Below are 18,451 nucleotides of genomic sequence, written 5' to 3'. Positions count from 1 at the left end.
TTGAAGACCAGCTTAGGATAGGTCAATCTTGATCTAAAATATCAGAAGTGAAAGGACAATTCTGGGGGAAACTAACAGATGGATAATTCCTGCTCACCTTTTTCAGTGGATATCTGTAGCAATCGGAAAAGACCGATTCAAGATAAGGCTTGAGGCTAGGAGATTCAGACAACAGAAGATTAATCTGTTCTCTTTGTTCATCGATAGTATTTTCCCAGCCTCGATAATCAGGCTCTGAATCTACGTACTGCCTTTTTAGCAAATGTTCCATCAAAACCTTAAGTCGGCTCTGAAGCTCTCGTCTATCGGATCGTCCCAAGGATGCTATCTCCTCAATTAAATTGTCTATATCCAACTCATCAAAGTTTTTTGTTTTGAGTTGCTGGCAAGTTGTCTCAGTCCACAGAACGAAATCCTGATCATACAAGTCATGATTACTCATTGCTGGTTCATCCTTTTCTATTTTTTTTGTAACGATCAGAGCCTCTCCCGTTTTCAGGTAAAACTGCCTGCAAAAAATAACGCTACTCTTGAGGCTTTCAGAGAATAAATCAACAGCATAGAGTCAACTAATCAAGGGGCATCTCATAGTTGAAATATTCTCCTTTTTTATCCTATATCATGTCGGGATAATTACCCTTAATAAAAATCTCCCCCATCTCCCCATCTCCCCATCTCCCCACACTTCCCACCCTCCCCGCGCCCGGGCTCCTTAATTATGGGTATTCAACCAAACTTGATATGAGGGGGTTTGGGCTTTGGGGGAGCTATAAAACCCCTGGGCTTAAGGAAGCTTAGCGGGGGATATAGGCTTTACAAATGAGTTGTAAAACTAGATTATAATTTTTTCTAATCAAAACAAACGCTGTATTCCTTACTAAGGCTACCATATCCAGATTTTTATGTTCCCTAAAGCGTTTCATCCTATGTTTACATCTCAAATAAAAATGCTATACATGGACTCCCCCAAGTTAAGTTAAGTTACTCAATGTAACTTAACTTAACAATTAAAAGTGTTTAGCTTACCAATAAATAGTGTATAATCTCTGCATACAGCTTTTCAACTGTAAATACTACTAACACTCAACTACCGCTACCGACTCTACCCCGATGCTACTCAACAGCAAACGCTGATTGAGTGGATGGAAATCTATCGGACGACCTACAACTATGGGTGGCGATAGATTAAAAATTGGTGTAACAGTCGGCAAGAAAAAAAACGACTCCCATAGCTTTGGATGTTTTTGGTTCATCTGTTATTAATGTGACGCAAGGAGCAGAGGTAGAAGCAATGTATTCTGGATACTTGAAGCCTGATATTGAGGGTTTACAACAAGACGTTATTACACGACTGAAGGAAATCAGTGACCTGATGATGACTGCTAGTGAAATACTAGGAGAGGAGGGTTCAGGGAAAAAGTACACCAAATTTAAGCAGGAAGTAGATACTGCCAAACAGCAGGTGGAAAATCTGGAATTAGTCATGTCGATTATCGCGCCCATGAAGGCAGGTAAGTCTACAGCTATCAATGCGATTGTTGGGCAGGAACTTCTGCCTAGCCGCAGTGATGCCATGACCACACTCCCTACAGAAGTTGTCTTTAAAGCTGACTTAAAAAAGCCAATTTTGAAGTTGAGTCAATCAGTAGTTTCTGTGTTTAGCAAGACAATTGCGGCTTTGCGGAGCAATCTTCAAGAGTTGGACACTGACGAAATGGAAAGTATGATGGCTAAGTATAGGCATCTGAATGACTTAGTTGAAAAAATCAAAAAACAGCCTTTAGCCTCACTAGTCCCTAAACAGGAAACCTTTGGCTTTAATAATATCCGGAAAACCCTGACTGCTTTGAATGACATTATCCGTTTGTGCAGCCTGAATGAAGTTGACGATCCTATTGGTAAACTTCTCTGTCTTAATCTTAAGTCTCCGCGCATTGAAACTCCCTTTTGGCAAGAAGAAGATGCTGATAAAACTGCAAAAATCGGTAATCTAGTAATTATTGATACCCCTGGAGGTACTGAAGCTGGACAAGAGCAGAAACTAAAGGCTGTAGTCACAAAGCAGCTCACAAAAAGTGCAGTTGTTTTGATTATGCTCAATTTTGGCGCAATGGGCAGAACTGCTGACAATAAAGTTGAAAGTGAAGTTGAAGAAATAAGAAATTTACAAGATAGTGAGAAGGATAACCTATACGTTTTGGTAAACCAGATTGACAGACGTGGTAAAAATTCCAGGACTCCTGAGGAAGTCAAGGACTTTGTCAAAGAGGCATATGGCATAGGTGATTCTGGCGAGAACAAAGATACAAATAGAGTTTTTGAAATATCAGCTCACTGGGCACTGTTCTCTGCTAATTTCTTTCTTCGAAAACTAGATAAAAATGAAGATGCAGCTAAAAATGATATCAAAATCCAACCAGATATTGCCAGAGATTTACTAGGAGCAGAGTGGGAAGACGATATTGAACATGCCTCCTTGGAGGAACTGAAACGTAAAGTTAGGAAGCTGCGAGAAAGATCAGGTTTTGATGATTTTATTAAGAAGGCAATGGAGGAGTTAATGCTCTCAGCAGCGCCTGAATCCATGAAGGCAGCACTTAAAGAAATTTGCAGCTACTTAAAGCATATCCCAAAGGATGTAGAACTTCAGATAAAAGCTATTAACCAAAAGGCAGCAGAAATAAAAAAGCAAAAAGATGCCTTACAATCTAAAATAAATGGTCTTGAGGATTGTCGCCATCGTCTGAAAGAACGAATAGAGGAAAAACAGGAACAACTTAATCAGAAGCTAGAGGCAATTCGTATTCCCCTAAAAAAAGCAGCAGAAGTGACTATTGACGATTATTTTTCACAGTCTCCAACCGACGCTTTACAAAAATGGGAAACATTTGCAAGTCAAATGGGTGTAGCAAAAAAGATTGTAGAAAAGAGAATCCAAGAGTTTATTTCTTTTGATGACTGGATTAAAAATTATTCAATTTTACAGTTCAAGTGGAATACTGATTATTCAGTTGAATTATCAAGTAAAGCAGATGCAGAAGAATTTCGTAGACTGGCAGTTAATTACGCAACTGTAAGAACAGAAAAGTTATTTGACAGTATTCGTGAAGCGACTGAAGAAGAACTAAAAAACTCCCGTGAAGAGCTGACATTATTATTAGATAGTGAGACAAAGCCAATAATTGAGGAGGCGAGGGAGCAACTGTCAAAAGGCTTCGATGTGGAAATTCCACCCCCACCGCCAGAACCAGACATAGACCTAAATTCTATTCAACCTTCAGTAGATGAGTTACCAGAGTATGGATACGAAGAAGTAGATGAAAACTACAGGCCATGGTATTTTTTTGGGTGGCTTGAAAGAACAAGGACAGTGATTAAAAATGTACAAGTAGGTAACAAATATATTGTCAACCTGAAGGATTTAATTACTAAAATGAATGAAGTAATTAAGGAAAAAATTGATATAAACTATCAGGGAAGTCAAGAGTACATTGTTCAGCAATTTGAAAAGGATACTGAAACCTTTTTTCAAAATCTTCAACAGTACTTAGGTGGATACAAAGACCAGATGAAGGAGTCCCTGAGGAAGCAGGGATCTGAGGAAAAGCAAAAAACAGTGGTAGAAAACCTCAAGAATAAGTTAGCAGATGATGCTCGAGAACAAATCAAAAAGGTAGATATTATTCTCCAACGTATAGAATACTTCTTATCTCTAAATAATGGATAATTATAATATAACACATCTTCAAGAACTAGAGTCTCATCTTAAAGAACTAGACTCTCAGTATCAAGTCCCCATCCTGAGGGATAAAGCTCTGATTGACCTAATAAATGGTATTCAGGTCAACCGCGACCTCATCAGCTATGGTAAGAAGCAAAGGAGTCTGGGCCGCCTGTGGGACTTACTAACTGGCAGCGACTCCCAGCGCCAATCCCTCTTAGGTGAAAACCTAGTCGCTGGTCAAAATACACTGTACCAATGGGCATTAGAACTCACTTCTTCCGAAGATATTAGTCAAGTAGCACTGGCTGTTACCCAGGAAAAATTGCTGGAAGCCCGTGAGGCTATTCGCCGTCAGCAACAAAGGCTAAATATTCAACACCAAGAACTAAGAACTCTGCTGCAAGGTTTGACTAAAGAGATTGACTCACGTTTCCAGAAACTGGATGAAAAGATAAATAACCTAGAAGTAAGTACGGCTGCTCATCAGGAATTTGAGAGCATAATAACTTTCTGGGAAGCAAAGAGTACTTACACAAAGCTACCTTGGGTAGTACAGGTAGCCTTTTTAGCACGGCAAGTTTTCAGTGGTGCAGTTGCTAGCTATGAACTGAAATCTAATGATAAAAAACTTTATCGTGAGTGGTTCGTCAATCGAGTTGTCAAGTCTCCCAGAAGCCAAGAGATCCCGGACCCCCAAATGACTCCTCATAACCCATTCTGTTCCCTTGCAGACCTTCTAGAGAAAACTAGGTTAGACATGGCAGACAATGGCCGCACATTAGAATTCGCAGCAGCGTTGTTGGAGGTTCGGTCAGTGCCGCGAGAGCGTCTTTTAAAGACTCCTTTGCTATTCACTATTGGTACAACTCTGGAACTGGCCGCCCTCCCTCCTGAAGATATACCGCCAAAGCCCGCACATTGTGCAATTGAGCTATGTCGCGCTCACATTCAACACATCGACCAAACCACAGATCGAAGACAATTTGTCGAAACCATTGTGCATGAAACCGCTAATGACTGTATGGCAATCATGGCAACCCGTCCTACTATCACAAGTTGAGCTCTATGGAACACACAAACCCCAAATTTGGACTTGTACTAGCTGGTGGTGGTGCTAAAGGAGCATATCAGGCCGGTGTATGTAAATATCTTGCCGAAATTGGACTAGAGCCACAAATTATTGCTGGCACTAGTATCGGCACCCTTAATGGCGCTGTTCTCGCATCCAGTGAATCATTTGCGGAAGGTGTCAAGCGATTGAATAAACTTTGGGATCAATTAGGTCAAAAACAGGTTATCCGTCCCAATAAGAGTGCAGTTCTTAAAACATTAAGCTATGGTGCTAAAGCTTTTATCCCAAATCTGAGAACGTGGTGGTTTGATTTCTTAGTAAAGATAGGATTGCCCGAAGACCACAACGCAATCTTTGACCCTGAACCTGTAGAAACTCTATTACGCGAAGCCGTAGACCCGGCTAAGCTGCGAAAAGGTATTGAGTTATGGGCAACAGTATTTCCAGCACTGAAAATACCAGACTTAGACTACGATTTACTGATGCCCTTAGTCGATCTTTTGCGAGCCCAAGCTGGTACATCTGCCCACTGGCTTCGGGTGCAGGATTGCCAAGATGATGAAACTCTCTATAATTTACTCCTTGCTAGTGCTGCCATTCCCTTGGCATTTCCTCAACGAGAAGTTAATGGTCAGTTCTATGTAGACGGTGCTTTGGGAGATAATATTCCCTTGGGAGCATTAGTCGATCGTGGATGTACTTTCGCCATTGTAATTCACTTAGATAACGGAGAAACCTGGAGCCGCCACGACTTTCCAGAGCAAGCCATCATTGAAATTAGACCAGAACAACAAATCAATAAATCGAATAGGCCAGTTATCGGTTTCATTGATAGTTTGCTAGACTTCAGCCCTGAACGCATCACAGAACTCAAAGAGCGTGGTTATGAAGATGCCCAGCGCTACTTGCAGCCAATTCTCGAAACCTTTATAGCGATTAGAGCCATGCGTGGTTCTCAGGAAAAACTGGTCAAACAGACATGGGAGTTGCACAATGACCGACCACTATTGGATGATTAAGGGTTGTGATAAATAAAGGTTGACCATTGATATAGTCAAGAGAAACAACCATGTACCCCAAGACCATCAACTGTCAACCTTTAACCAATAACTATCGCAATAGTGACTTCTAAACCAGCCACTTAAGACTAGAAATTCATTTCAGCAGCTTGCACCTTCTCTACTTGCTTCTTCTTAATAACTAGCAAGACTTGAGATAGCATAATCGCGCCGATGAATAGCATCAACCACTTAATCCGAGCTGGGTCTTGTAAGACCACTTCCACATCCCTTTGACCAAATCCACCAACATTAGGATCAGTACTCAGAGCTTGTCCTGATACTACCTGATCTCCTTCAGCAACCAGTAACTCTGGGCCAGGGGGAACCGTATCAACTACAGTCTCGCCGTCTGGGGTCTTGATAGTGACGTCGTAGCCAACATACTCTTCAAAGGTAATTTTGGTAATTTCACCAGTGGCAGAGGCATTGAAGGCATTATTATTGCTAAGGTCCCCAGTGGGGTAAACCTGACCCCGTCCCCGGTTACCACCGACATGAAGCTGGTATTTACCAAAATAGATATCTTTCTCAGTTCTAGGGTCAGGAGACAGAACTGGGAATACAATTTCTTGATACTCCTCACCTGGTAGAGGACCAACGAGTACTATATTTTCCTGCTCTTCGCTGTAAGGTTGGTAGTACATGTCCTCGGTTTCTTCTTGCATTTCCTCCGGAATCCGGTCAGGAGGAGCAATCTTGAAACCTTCCGGTAACATCACTACGGCACCGACCTGTAAGCCACCTTTAGAACCATCACCATAGACCTCTTGTGCTTCTAGGTCATAGGGGATTTTAACCACAGCTTCAAATACAGTATCTGGCAGTACCGATTGGGGGATTTCCACTTCTGTCGGTTTCTCTGCTAGGTGACAATTAGCACAAACTATCTTGCCAGTGGCTTCACGAGGGGTTTCTGGAGCAGTTTCCTGTGCCCAGAAGGGATAGGCAGCAGCTGACTGGGGAACTGCCAGATCACTGGCAAAGAAAAGGGCCACAGCTGCCACAACCAAAACGATAGCTCTGGCAATCATCCCCTTGCCACGGTTAACCATCACCGATACATCAGGTGTTCTCATCACTAAGCCAAAAAACTCAAAAATTGGTAATTTAAAAATTGCAACTTGTTAATTGCTAATGGTTGATTAGCACTAGTCAATTAACTAAAAACTAAGGACTAAGGACTAAAGCAATTAACTCCACCAAGGTTGTTCACCAGTGCGGAAATCAGTTTCTTTCCAGGTGCTGAAGACTAGGGTGTCGTCTTCTGTTACCGTAGCGTGTGCCAAAGCTAGAGACAAAGGCGCTGGTCCGCGTACTACCTTGCCAGTATTGTCATACTGGGATCCATGGCAAGGACAGATGAACCGGTTCTTGCTAGCATTCCAAGGCACAACACAGCCTAAGTGAGTGCAAACCGCGTTGAGACCGTAAGCCTCAAGACCTTGATCTTCAGTAACAATCACATAGGTGGGGTCCCCTTTGAGACCTTGAGTCAGGGTGCGATCGCCTACATTGTGACTAGCTAAAAACTCGCTGACCTTGATGTCATTGCCCAAAGCATCTTTAGCTGTGACACCACCACCAGCCCCACCACTGGATGGGGGGATAAAATACTTAACGATTGGGTAGAGAGCTCCAACAAATGTGCCGGTAATCGTCCCAAACGCCAAGAGGTTCATAAATTGGCGACGCCCCATATCTGGAACGTCTGGAGAGCCAGAAGCTTGAGCCATAACTGAACGCCTAAAGGTATACTTTTTTTACAATTCTGGGAAAATTACCAGAATTTTTTGAACCCTGTTTTTATAACTGTAGTGTAATTTAACCACTGGACAGGGTTGCCCAAATCCCTGCAATATAAGGATTCACGGCTTGAACTATAAGTATTATTACATTCTTTTACGCTTTATCATAAAGTTAAGAAGCGTTGTATTTGTAACAAAATGTAAACATTAAGTTAGGGCAACAGGCTATGACAGGACAGGACTTGCACCAACTCCTGCTCAATAAGTGGGGACGCTCCTATGACATCCAGATTCGGAGGACTCAAGGGAAAATCTTTGTTCAGGTGATGTGGAAGTATCTGGAGCAGCAATCCTTCCCCCTTTCTGAAGCTGAATACCTAGAGCATTTAGATACAGTAGCCAACTATATCCGAGGTTGGGGAGGAGCCAGCCAGGTGCAAGAGTTCATTAACAACACCCGTGAGCGTCCACGACTGGGGAAAGTGGTCAGTATTCCCATAGAACTAGGTGAGCGGTCCTCAGAATGGATGCTAGAGGATTTTTAGGGAGTAGGGAGTAGGGAGTAGGGTGTGGGGTGTGGGGTGTGGGGTGTGGGTAGTAGGGAGGTGTGGGTAGTTTAGACAACGGCCAAAAATCTCGAACTATTAAATTCTACCGTTCGCGTAGCGTGGCCATAGGCCAAAGAAGTTTATGTTAAGCTGACGGCTTGGTCTGAGGGGATTGGTGCTGTATTGGGAGCTAGATAAGGGATGAGCTTTTTGGGCTTGGGGGATGCGATCGCATTTCATAGAATTGTCTGGCCGATTAGTCTCAGTCTTAGAGTTCCCCCCAATGTTGGTCAGAGGAACACCTGTGATCAACGGGTGCATCTGATTAAAGCTGTTTGACCCGGTGGGTGGAACAGGCATCTTGCCTGTTGCAATTTTCCGGCGGGCTGTCTCAACGCCTCTTACCCCGATTCCCGATTCCCGATTCCCGATTCCCGATTCCCAATTCTAAATTCTTAATTCTAAATTCTTAATTCTTAATTCTTAATTCTTAATTCTTAATTCTAATTAAAATCGATTTTCATACTCGACAATTATCTTAGTATCATCTGAAAAATTTGTAGCGCCGCGTAGCAAAACTTCTTCATTAACTCGATAGCGCAAGTTGTACTGAATTGGCTGATCAGTAGTTAACACTTTTAACAACGAAAATGATAAATTATTAGTAATATTAATTCCTGCTTCAGCACCTAGCTCTAAGCTATCAGTGCGTCTATTATCATCTGTAACTGTAGTAGGGAAAATGCGAAACTCATCTAATCCTGCGGCATCACCAATCAGGTTGCTGACATTACTCAGTAGTGCTGAGCCAGCCAGGTTTGCCAAACCCAAGGTAGTATTGCCTCGACCCAAGGTATCCACAAAGCCACCCCCTAATAGAGCAACAATTTCCCCTTCACTACGTTTTGGCATACTATTAAGTTCCACTCGGTCAAAGAGCTGACTTGCTCGCCCTTTTACTTTTGCTTGAACCCGAATAGTTTCTGTAGTGCCAAAATTAGTTGGGCTATCGCTAATTTCATTAGCAAAGGTTTCACTGGTAATGGGTTGTTTCCTAGACTCAATTACTGATGCCACCATCTGCACATCTAACTCTGGGTCTCTGCCAAGAGTGGCTACAAATCGAGCGTTGTTGTTGTAATTTTTATCAAGACGAAACTGAGTGGTAAAGAGATTGACCTGACCGCGCAGCAGCTGAATGGTTCCTTCTGGTCTAATATCGCTCATGTCCCCATTAATTAGAAGGGTACCGCTGGCGAGAAAATCTAATACTGGTAGCTGTCGAACTAGGATATTTTTACCTAAGGTTAACTGTAAGTTATTGAACTCGATTAGTTCGTCACCAGCCGATCCGCTACTCCCGATCGGGGCAGTTTGAGATTCAGAAATCGGTACTCGACCATCAAACAATTCGATGTAACCACCAATTCTAGGATTAAACAGAGTCCCAGTAATGATGGTCTGACCTTGAACACCACCACTGTAAATCCCTTTGAGATTGATGGCTAGTTGATTCAGGTCAACGGTGAGGGGATTCTCTAATGGTCTAGCTAGGTCTCGCAATGGCAAATTCCCTACCGCTACTAATTTACCACCACCAAAATTCCCTTGTAAGGTGTCTACAATTTCCATCCGGTTGAAGTTAAACCGGATTTTGCCATTAACTTCTGTCAGGGGTTCGGGTAGAGATTGGGCAGCAATGGTAGCGTCTTGTACATTAATGTTACCAATAACGGTAAGTTGCTCCAGTTGCTCTCGCCAATCTTGGTCTTGGTCAAAGGTACCGGAAATATCTAAATCTACTTGTCCTTTACCATCAACCCAAGTGATTTGTTGATTGGTAAGCATGTTCAATCGGGCAAGTCCTTCGTTTTGAACCGTCAGTTGTACACTAACTTGCCGATTTTCTGGCTCTACTTCGGCAAAGGGTAACTTGTAGGGGATTTTGGCATTTACAGTTAGGGGTTCAGACTCTTTGGTCAGAAAACTTTGGGCAAAGACGTTCAACCGCGCATTGTTGTAACTAAAGCTGCCTTTGATGGATTCGAGGGGTGTTCGGTTTAGGCTGGCATCCACTACAGATATTGCTCCCCTAGCTTGGGGATTGCTTAGACTTCCATAAAAGTCCGCTGTGGCATCAACAAATCCTCCGTAACCAACAGAAGCTGGAAATTTGAACACTTCTCTAATCAGGGAAACCGGGACGTTCTTTAGCTTGAGCTGACCCGATGGACCTTGTTCACCGATACTACCGGACAAGGTGGCTAGGCTCTGACCCGATTGAATCCGCACAGGTAAAAGATTCAGTACCCCTTCTTCAAAATTCCCTTGGCCAATAATTGTCTCAGCTTTATAGGAACCCCACTGCCAGTTTTCCCCTTGGAAATTAAATTTGGCACGGATGCCATCTTTGACTGAACCTTCCATACTGATACTGCCAGTAAAACCACCATTGATCTCGGTAAGCTCTGGTAACAGAAAGCTCTCTTGACGCTGCTGGCGTTGCTTCTCTAGGAGGGTGACTATTTCTGACATCCGCCGTAGGGGTTTTTTGAGCTTATTTTGTGGATTACCTACTCCAGTAACGGCAAGATCAGCGGCTGTGCCGTAGACGGGCGCTTGCAAGCCTCGACCTAGGTCAGTGATCTCAAATAGTTGTAGGGTAGTCAGAACATCCTGGATTTCTCCGAGCTTAGCCTGGAGTTCTCCTTTAAATTCTGGTCCGTTGGGGGTTTGGGTGACGTTGGCAGCAAATAAGTATTGACTATCACCTTTTTTACCTTTTTCAAACAAGCCATTGGTCAGAGTCATCGTCCCTTGCTGGTATTGGAAAAAGCCTTGTAACAGCTTACCTCTGAGGTTGTCAAAGATGGGATTTTCGATCGCAATTTTACCGGATGACCCAAAGGTCTTGAGGTTGAGACCAATCTGCCCAGATATCTCTCCCGCCAAGGGTTTGCTTAACCATGGTTCGAGGTTTTTCCCGTCTACCATACCACTACTCAAAGCCAGACTCTTAATGGTATTGATGGGGAAATTCTTTACGGTCATTTGTAGCTCATCCCCTGACCGAATCCCAGTAGCAGTTTTGTTCTGATACTGCAGCAAAAAGGATACGGGTTGGTAATTGGGGTTTAGCACCACCTCCAGTTTGTCTTGATTACCTGCTAGCTGGAGATTTACCCCTGACTTTGGTGCTATACTCACTCGACCTGTCAGTAGGGATTCAAACTCCAGAGGACCAGCAAAAAAGTACCGCAGTCTTAAGTCACCGTTAATTGTCGGAGCTTTAGGAGTACCGGCAATGCGACCGTTAAAACCGACTAAGCCTCCTAAATTGAACGCATAAGGCAGGTCAGCAGGTAATCGTTGCAAATTCAAATCCTGTGCTTGTACCTGGAAATCAAAGGTCTTAATTGCTTGTAAGCCCTGACTCCCTGGGTTTAGATTGACAAAACCATTAGCATTGAATCCCTCGGCTGTGGCTTCTTTAATCTCTAGCTTTTGACCATTCCAGTCAAAGGATGTGGCTAGGGAACGCTCAAGTATAGAAATGCCTTCACTAAAATTCAGCTTACCCTTAGCTTGGATTGCTGACAGAGCTGTATCTGGTGTCAATAGCAACGGAGCAGAAATATTGACACTGCCATTGAGACGTCCTCGTAAATCAGGATTAATCTCCCACAACTTGAGATTAGTAGGCTGGAAAACTCCCTGAAATTTACCATTGCTAAACTCAGCTGTTCCTAGTAATTGACCACCAGCAACCTTGAGTTGTCCAGACCCTTTGCCCTTAATGGCGTCAATGGTTAAATTAGTTAGATTACCAGAGACAGTGACATTCCCGGAAAGAGGGCCATTGAATTGGGGCGGGACCGGAGCAAGAGCACCCAAGTCGAGCTTAGAGGTTTGTACCTTGGCCTGGAAGTTACCATTGGCAATATCGATTTGAGAAGCCTGAATTCTACCCCCTTCCACATCTAAAGTACCAGACCCACTAGCAGTAATACTGCTAGGACTTACCGAATCTAGATTCCCTGAGATGGTAAACTCTCCGGACGCTGGACCGTCGAATTGCGATGGTATTGGTCCGAGACGACCTAACTGGAGATTGGATGCTACGACTTGAGCTTTGAAGTTGCCTTTAGCGATATCGACAGCATCAGCTTTAATGGTTCCTCCTGCTAGGTCTAAACTGCCAGACCCACTAGCAGTAATGGTGCTAGGACTGACCGAATCCACATTCCCTGAGATGGTAAACTCCCCGGAAGCTGGACCGTCGAATTGCGGAGGTATTGGTGCGAGACGACCTAACTTGACCTTGGATGCAACTACTTGAGCTTTGAAGTTGCCTTTAGCGATATCGACAGCATCAGCTTTAATGGTTCCTCCTGCTACATCTAAACTACCAGACCCACTAGCGGTAATGGTACTAGGACTGACCGAATCCACATTCCCTGAGATGGTAAACTCCCCGGACGCTGGACCGTTGAATTGCGGTGGTATTGGTGCGAGACGACCTAACTTGAGATTGGATGCGACTACTTGAGCTTGGAACTGGCCTTTAGCGATCGCGATCGCATCAGCTTTAATAGTCCCTGCTGCTAGGTCTAAACTACCCGAGCCACTAGCGGTAATCGTACTAGGACTAAAAGACTTTACATTCCCTGAGATAGTCAACTCCCCTGAGATGGGACCTTTAAATTCAGAGGGTACTGGTGCTAAGGCTTCTAGAGGAAGATCAGAGGCTTGGACTAGGGTAGAAAAACCACCATTGATCAGTTTTACATTAGTAGCACGCAAGGTACCACCATCAACCGTCACGCTGCCGTAACCGCTGGCACGGAGGGTTTCTGGTTGGAAAGAATCAAGGCGACCGGACAGATTAAATTGACCATTGAACGGTCCGGAGAATTGTGGCGGTAGAGATTGTGCAGGCAAGGTTTTTAGGATTGGTGCCACGGAAATATTCTTAGCTTCTACTAACCCCTGCCAGCGCCCAACCCCCACTTGAAAATTAGTAGCTCTGAGAACACCATCACCGATGGGCAGATTAGCATAACCAGTGGCACGAAAATTCTCGGGCTTGTCAAGGGGAGAAAAGATCTGGGTTCTGCCATAAATTCGACCCAGAGGAATGGGTAGATTAAATCCATACTGTTTTGCGATCGCATTCGCTGGCACATTCACAGCTTTGAGATCAAATACTGCCCCCCCCTGATCCATAAATTTGATATCCCCCTTGCCTGTGACTAAGCCACCCACTGTTGGTTTTGCCTGCAAGTTTCTAATGGCCAGCTCAGTATTAATAACGGTAAAGTCAGCAGTAATATAGCTGAAGTTCACCTGGTCAAGGGTGGCGGCAGTGGTGGTAAACGCCTCTCCAATCACAATCGGGTTGTCGATAGCTCCAGTGACCTTAAACGTAGCCTGTGCTTTACCTAAAGTAGTTACTGGTAGCTCTTTGATGCCAAAGGTCTGTGCATACTGCTGTATCTGAACCGGTTCGCTTGTTGCTCTGAGCTTGTACCCTGACTCAATATCCAGCATTCCCCCAATTTGGGCAGGTACTTGACCGAATCGGGAAGTTATGTTATTGAGCCAAATCTGACTCCCTCGAAAGCTCAGCTTACCTTTGCTTTCAGTGAACAGTTGGGGCAAGGGTTCTAAGCGGGCGGTGGTGTCGGAAAAGTTAATCGTACCCCAATACTGCCAAGGCTGTTCAGCATTATTCCGTTGTATTCTCAGGTTGCCACCCAGTTTACCCCCTTGAAGCTTCAGGGGAATCAGAAGTACTTTACTAACCTCTGCCGCACTCACGTTATCGACATCAAGGTGCAAGTCAGTTTTTTCTTGAGAGAGGCGGTAATCTCCCTTAACCTTTAAATTTCCCCCAGTTAACGGCTGACTATTTACATCAAAGCGAATCAGCTGACCTCCGTCGAGAAATTTACTTTTCCCCCGAACCTCAGTAAATCTCATCGGTGGTTCTTTGATGCCCACTTGAGATCTTGGCACCACCACCACATCCGCATCCCGCCACCGCACCACCTTTGGGTCTACCTTAAACGCAGAATCTTGGGCAGTTTGTGTAAATGCTGTAGACACCCAGTTTAAATCTTTGTCCTGTTCAACATATATATTAGGTTCAACTAGGGTTACATCTAGTTCTAGGGTTCTGGTAAACAGCAGTTTAACGGGGTTATAGCTTACCTTCACTGCCTCGGTAACAAGATGATCGGGATCCGTAGGGGTAGCTGGTATTTCCGAAGAACCAAACCTTACACCATTTAGGGAAAAGCCCTCCACTGGTCCGACATTGACTTTCCGGTTAAGAAAGCTAGATAAATTTTTCTCTACCGTTGGTGCTAATTGCTTCTGGATGAAATACCAAGCAAAAAGGCTTCCGCCCCCTATCCCAGAAACTAGAATCATGACCATAAGCATGAAGACCGGACGTAGCAGCCTCTGCCAAAAACCTGTACTTACCGTAGGTTCTGGAGTATTTTCCGGAGTAGGCTCTGGTAGATTACCAGGATTGGGAGAGTTACTCATCTTGATTGGTTTGCACCTTACAACTGGAGTTCCGAGGGAATATGGGGGCATCGTCATCTTAATTTATCAGGGAAATACAGGGAGTAGGGGTATCAGTTATAGGTGCCGAATACCAAGTGCTTTTCAAGAGGATCTCACCATTCCCAATCATGATTGGGAAGAAGGGGAAGAGGGGGAGGAGATGGAAGAAGGTGCTGTGTCCCAATGGTGTGAATGCAACTCGGGATAAGGCAGATAATACTACTACTTTTTTGATCTGACGAAGATCCCTATCTTGATAGTTTCCAGAGCCAAGATTGATCGGTAGGTTTAACGCTATACTTATAGGTGGTTTCAATTCCCTGGCGCAATTCCTCTGACGGTCGATAAAGTAAAACATTTTCGAAACCCTCCGGAATCTCCGGGATGTTGGTAGAGCTATTGGATTTATCCAATAACATCAGCTGTACATCCGGACGAAGTAGATGACACAGAGATAGAACCCTACCGGGAATTTCATTACTGATCAAGAGTGGTTGTGGGATTTGATTAATCCAAGCTGCTACCGGGGGATTATTGCGACTCTTCGCATAGCTCTTGTGCCACCAAACTGGCAGTTGAGAGCTGACTATACAGGAGAGTATGCCGCTAAATGCCAGAGCAATTGCTATAGACTTCCAAGTTTTAGGATTTTGTCGGGTTTTTACCATGGGCACTATGTCATGGTCACCCCTTACTTGCTGATTTTGCCTATCTTCGGGATTTGCTAAATTTCCATCAATCATTCCCTTGGTATATTTTCCTGAGTTTTTGGCTTCGGTTGTCAGGAAATAAGCAATAGCTAACTGAATGCCTAGATAACAGGGAATAGCATAGCGAGTAATGCTAGAACGGCGACCACCTAATAGCACATCTGGACCGATTAGAGCAATTCCTGTCACTCCAATTAAGGTAATAATAAATACCCAAGCATGCTGAGGAGCTTGACGACAAAGATAGTAGAGGGCGTAGCCTGCTAAAAATAAACTTAGATAGTGGAGGGGACTCAAAGGATGGATGCCTTGGTTAACATCAAAGAAAATCCGACTGAGGTTTAAGGTCCAAAATAGGGGTAAGAAGCCTGAACGACTATGATTAACTGAGTCAGTATTAGCGATAAATTTGGATAAATTAGTGATAACAATGATTAGCCAAGGTGAGAATAGCAGTATTCCTCCTAAGGAGGCTAGTAAATAGCTAGTTACCCGCTTACTCCACCGACCACCTTCGGTAATTAATACATACAATCCCTGTCCAATTAAAACAAAGGCTGAGAAAGGGTGAGTATAAAGTGCTAAGGCAACAGTAAAGCTATAGATAATCCATCGATAAGTTTTTTTTATGAATTGCTTTCTCCTATAATAATTCATTGCCCATAATAGGACTGCACTAGAAAGCAAAATGGTAACGGTCCATAAACTATATTCTCGGGCTTCTTGGGCATACAAAACATGAAAGGGAGAAATAGCAATTATGGCAACAGCTACCCAGCCGATTAATTTTGAACCAAATAGTTCTAAGCACAGCCAGTAAGCACAGGGCAATGCTAATAAGCTAATTATTACTGATAGCAGTCTGATCGTTCCTACGGAATTGCCAAAGGTTTGTAACCATAACCTAGCCATTAGGTAGTAAAGGGGAGAATGTTCGGGATTACCGGCTAGGGAATTAATAGTGTCATTGATATCTCTTTCAGTATTAGGAAATTGGTACTGTTTCAACAATTTTTCTACGCTGATAATCTGACCATCGAAAATTGTTTCTACTAGTTCGGTTCGAGTGTGACCAGAAATTCTAATGGAGGTCATTGTCTCGTCGTACCAGTAAACTTTACGGTCTAGGTTGTAAAATCTAAAGACTACTCCCAGTACGATTACGATGATCAGTAAATTTCTGAACCAGATAGAATCAAGAGTAATTTTATTGATCATGCTAACTACGATAATTAGGGGATAATTGAAACTATAGCAAAGGGAACAGGGAATAGGGAACAGGGAACAGGGAGTAGGGAGTAGGGAGTAGGGAGCAGGGAGCAGGCAGAAATAGGAAAGAGATCCAAATAGTTTTTGATGTTATGAGCAATCATCAAGATTGCTCATGATATATTTATAATAGCTATAGTAAAGATGGTTTTAAGGGAATTAGCATCAAAGATGACTGTACCTCATAACTGCGATCAACGCACTGTATAACTATAAAAATACTAATTTTAAATTAATACTTAACAATTGGGTATTATAGCGTTTTTCATCATGATGAGATACATTCAAGTTTCTTCCCCCTACTCCCTACTCCCTACTCCCTACTCCCTACTCCCTACTCCCTACTCCCTACTCCCTATTCCCTATTCCCTTTCCTTAATTACCAATTAACGGCAACGTTTCTCAAAATTGTCATGGGACCATGGTCTTTCAGACGTTTCATTTGCTCTTGGTTTCGGACTAGGAGAGCTCCGGCAAATCCGAGGGAGTTGACACCAATTGACTGGAAATCTGCTTGAGAACGGGGTAAAAGCAACATCCATTGCCTTGTGGCGAGGAGATTGTAGGCACCGGATTGCTTGTTACCATTGGCATTATTCCATGGCAAGCCGACTGCACTAAGTAATCTATGGTACAACTTGAGGGTGGCTTGAGCAGCATCCCACGGGGATTTTACCCAACTAGGGTCAAGCTGAACAATAGCATGGATGAAGGGTAGGGTTGGGATGGTGCCAACAGAGTCCTGAAAGCTAGCTGATGCGATCGCATTTTCGATCGGGATGTTAACTCCTTCAGGGGCTAGGGGCAGAGGAACTAGTTGCAAGTGCTTGTGTCGTTGACTCGCACCACCAATCTTTCCAGCATTATAGAATGCCAAGCCATCAATTTCGGCAAGACATGCCCACATAGCAGCAAAATCCTGCAAAGTCAGCCAAGTATCTTGCTCCTCGAAAGCACGGGTTATGATCAGCAGGTGATGGTCAACTACGTTGTATTTGTTCAACAGACACAGGTGGGTGTCGGAAAGGTCTGCTACAAATAAATCTTGTTCGTAGGGAAGAAAAGGGTTGAAATCCTTGGATGAAGTAGCTGTTTTTTCCTCTTGCTTCTTTTTGGCTTTGTCTTTCCGTACCAGATTAGACAAAATCCGCACCAGGAAGCGAATACCCTCCTGTTCTACGAATTCGTATTCTGTCGCTATGGAGTGGAGTGCTTTACATTCAATAGCGTGTTCAGTTTGTGCTTTCAGTTTCGGCCACAATGTACCTGGTTCTAGTACTAGTGTTCCTTCGGCAATTGGTTGTTCCTGAGTCATAGCGATCGCATTTCCTTCAGCTTCTATGGCAATTTTAAATCATTTGTCAAAAAGCAAGCCTATGCGCTACGCGCACGCTGCTTGAGGTGCCGTCAGCTGTCAGCTGTCAGCTAAATGCTTAAACTAAACCTCGAATAGGGAGCAGGGACTTCGGAGCAGGGACTTCGGAGCAGGGGGAAGAAAGTTGACTGTACCTATTTAGAATAATAAACGCTATTATCTTATTGATTAACGTAAAAAAAAATAACCCTATAAATTTAAAATAAAGTAACTATTTAAAAATATAAACTACCCTATTTAGTTGAAACAAAATGTAAAATTAATTTATAATAAAAAAAACTGACCCCTTTGCTACTACTCCCTACTCCCTACTCCCTACTCCCTACTCCCTACTCCCTACTCCCTACTCCCTACTCCCTACTCCCTAAAAC

Annotated in this window: 14 protein-coding genes; 6 read left to right on the top strand and 8 right to left on the bottom strand. The window is 43.5% G+C overall.

The genetic code is table 11. The features are described from left to right. Window positions 1–22 precede the first annotated feature (22 nt). The gene (locus F6J94_RS14040; protein WP_293025475.1) at window positions 23–442 is read right to left on the bottom strand and encodes a DUF29 domain-containing protein; all 420 of its coding nucleotides are present in this window, start codon (window positions 440–442) and stop codon (window positions 23–25) included. Between the two features lie 628 nt (window positions 443–1,070). Between F6J94_RS14040 and F6J94_RS14035 the strand changes: the two genes are divergently transcribed. From F6J94_RS14035 to F6J94_RS14020, 4 genes are read left to right on the top strand one after another with little or no spacing between them, the layout of a single operon-like run. Beyond that, window positions 1,071–1,184 (top strand): helix-turn-helix domain-containing protein, encoded by a 114-nt coding sequence (locus F6J94_RS14035; protein WP_293025499.1) that lies wholly within the window; start codon window positions 1,071–1,073, stop codon window positions 1,182–1,184. A gap of 50 nt (window positions 1,185–1,234) precedes the next feature. Then, window positions 1,235–3,727: a dynamin family protein gene (locus tag F6J94_RS14030; RefSeq protein WP_293041001.1), complete on the top strand. Its 2,493-nt coding sequence runs from the start codon at window positions 1,235–1,237 to the stop codon at window positions 3,725–3,727. Next, window positions 3,720–4,784, top strand: coding sequence for a diguanylate cyclase regulator RdcB family protein (locus F6J94_RS14025; RefSeq protein WP_293040999.1), 1,065 nt, complete (start codon window positions 3,720–3,722; stop codon window positions 4,782–4,784). Before F6J94_RS14030 ends, F6J94_RS14025 begins: the two co-directional genes overlap by 8 nt. 5 nt (window positions 4,785–4,789) lie before the next feature. After that, a complete protein-coding gene (locus F6J94_RS14020) occupies window positions 4,790–5,815 on the top strand; it encodes a patatin-like phospholipase family protein (RefSeq protein ID WP_293040997.1) in 1,026 nt (341 codons plus the stop codon). A gap of 128 nt (window positions 5,816–5,943) precedes the next feature. Here the strand turns inward: F6J94_RS14020 and petA are convergent, their stop codons facing one another. Both petA and petC read right to left on the bottom strand, forming a co-directional pair. Further along, window positions 5,944–6,933, bottom strand: a complete 990-nt coding sequence (gene petA / locus F6J94_RS14015) for a cytochrome f (RefSeq protein WP_293041003.1) — start codon at window positions 6,931–6,933, stop codon at window positions 5,944–5,946. Window positions 6,934–7,047: 114 nt separating this feature from the next. Next, window positions 7,048–7,590, bottom strand: a complete 543-nt coding sequence (gene petC, locus F6J94_RS14010; RefSeq protein ID WP_293040995.1) for a cytochrome b6-f complex iron-sulfur subunit — start codon at window positions 7,588–7,590, stop codon at window positions 7,048–7,050. A 239-nt stretch (window positions 7,591–7,829) separates the two neighbouring features. On the opposite strand from petC, the gene F6J94_RS14005 reads away from it, so the two are divergent. Continuing rightward, window positions 7,830–8,147 (top strand): DUF3067 family protein, encoded by a 318-nt coding sequence (locus F6J94_RS14005; protein ID WP_293025483.1) that lies wholly within the window; start codon window positions 7,830–7,832, stop codon window positions 8,145–8,147. Between the two features lie 99 nt (window positions 8,148–8,246). Here F6J94_RS14005 and F6J94_RS14000 read toward each other — a convergent pair whose 3' ends face one another. Together F6J94_RS14000 and F6J94_RS13995 are read right to left on the bottom strand one after the other, a co-directional pair. Then, complete coding sequence (locus tag F6J94_RS14000; RefSeq protein WP_293040993.1) at window positions 8,247–8,510, bottom strand: hypothetical protein; 264 nt, start codon at window positions 8,508–8,510, stop codon at window positions 8,247–8,249. 147 nt (window positions 8,511–8,657) lie between these two features. Beyond that, window positions 8,658–14,585, bottom strand: coding sequence for a translocation/assembly module TamB domain-containing protein (locus F6J94_RS13995; RefSeq protein ID WP_293040991.1), 5,928 nt, complete (start codon window positions 14,583–14,585; stop codon window positions 8,658–8,660). On the opposite strand from F6J94_RS13995, the gene F6J94_RS13990 reads away from it, so the two are divergent. Continuing rightward, window positions 14,584–14,934, top strand: a complete 351-nt coding sequence (locus tag F6J94_RS13990) for a hypothetical protein (RefSeq protein ID WP_293025491.1) — start codon at window positions 14,584–14,586, stop codon at window positions 14,932–14,934. The genes F6J94_RS13995 and F6J94_RS13990 overlap by 2 nt on opposite strands. A gap of 40 nt (window positions 14,935–14,974) precedes the next feature. Here the strand turns inward: F6J94_RS13990 and F6J94_RS13985 are convergent, their stop codons facing one another. The 3 genes from F6J94_RS13985 to F6J94_RS13975 form a co-directional block, all read right to left on the bottom strand. Then, window positions 14,975–16,654 carry a glycosyltransferase family 39 protein gene (locus tag F6J94_RS13985; RefSeq protein WP_293040989.1) on the bottom strand — a complete coding sequence of 560 codons (1,680 nt, stop codon included), beginning with the start codon at window positions 16,652–16,654 and terminating at the stop codon, window positions 14,975–14,977. Window positions 16,655–16,668: 14 nt separating this feature from the next. Continuing rightward, on the bottom strand, window positions 16,669–16,809 hold the full coding sequence (locus tag F6J94_RS13980; RefSeq protein ID WP_293025493.1) for a hypothetical protein: 141 nt from the start codon (window positions 16,807–16,809) through the stop codon (window positions 16,669–16,671). Between the two features lie 275 nt (window positions 16,810–17,084). Further along, window positions 17,085–18,020 (bottom strand): phosphorylase, encoded by a 936-nt coding sequence (locus F6J94_RS13975; RefSeq protein ID WP_293040986.1) that lies wholly within the window; start codon window positions 18,018–18,020, stop codon window positions 17,085–17,087. Window positions 18,021–18,451 lie beyond the last annotated feature (431 nt).

This window comes from Moorena sp. SIO1F2 (genome assembly GCF_010672755.1).
Classification (GTDB): Bacteria; Cyanobacteriota; Cyanobacteriia; order Cyanobacteriales; family Coleofasciculaceae; genus Moorena.
The sequence above is the reverse complement of the archived record's forward strand: the minus strand, read 5'-3'. Positions and strand labels throughout refer to the sequence as shown.

Excerpts from the sequence above, each read along its gene's own strand:
- F6J94_RS14040 (WP_293025475.1), bottom strand. The coding sequence starts at position 442 with ATGAGTAATCATGACTTGTATGATCAGGATTTCGTTCTGTGGACTGAG.
- F6J94_RS14025 (WP_293040999.1), top strand. The coding sequence starts at position 3,720 with ATGGATAATTATAATATAACACATCTTCAAGAACTAGAGTCTCATCTT.
- F6J94_RS14020 (WP_293040997.1), top strand. The coding sequence starts at position 4,790 with ATGGAACACACAAACCCCAAATTTGGACTTGTACTAGCTGGTGGTGGT.
- petA (WP_293041003.1), bottom strand. The coding sequence starts at position 6,933 with ATGAGAACACCTGATGTATCGGTGATGGTTAACCGTGGCAAGGGGATG.
- petC (WP_293040995.1), bottom strand. The coding sequence starts at position 7,590 with ATGGCTCAAGCTTCTGGCTCTCCAGACGTTCCAGATATGGGGCGTCGC.
- F6J94_RS14005 (WP_293025483.1), top strand. The coding sequence starts at position 7,830 with ATGACAGGACAGGACTTGCACCAACTCCTGCTCAATAAGTGGGGACGC.
- F6J94_RS14000 (WP_293040993.1), bottom strand. The coding sequence starts at position 8,510 with ATGCCTGTTCCACCCACCGGGTCAAACAGCTTTAATCAGATGCACCCG.
- F6J94_RS13990 (WP_293025491.1), top strand. The coding sequence starts at position 14,584 with ATGACCATAAGCATGAAGACCGGACGTAGCAGCCTCTGCCAAAAACCT.
- F6J94_RS13995 (WP_293040991.1), bottom strand. The coding sequence starts at position 14,585 with ATGATTCTAGTTTCTGGGATAGGGGGCGGAAGCCTTTTTGCTTGGTAT.
- F6J94_RS13985 (WP_293040989.1), bottom strand. The coding sequence starts at position 16,654 with ATGATCAATAAAATTACTCTTGATTCTATCTGGTTCAGAAATTTACTG.
- F6J94_RS13980 (WP_293025493.1), bottom strand. The coding sequence starts at position 16,809 with ATGATTGCTCATAACATCAAAAACTATTTGGATCTCTTTCCTATTTCT.
- F6J94_RS13975 (WP_293040986.1), bottom strand. The coding sequence starts at position 18,020 with ATGACTCAGGAACAACCAATTGCCGAAGGAACACTAGTACTAGAACCA.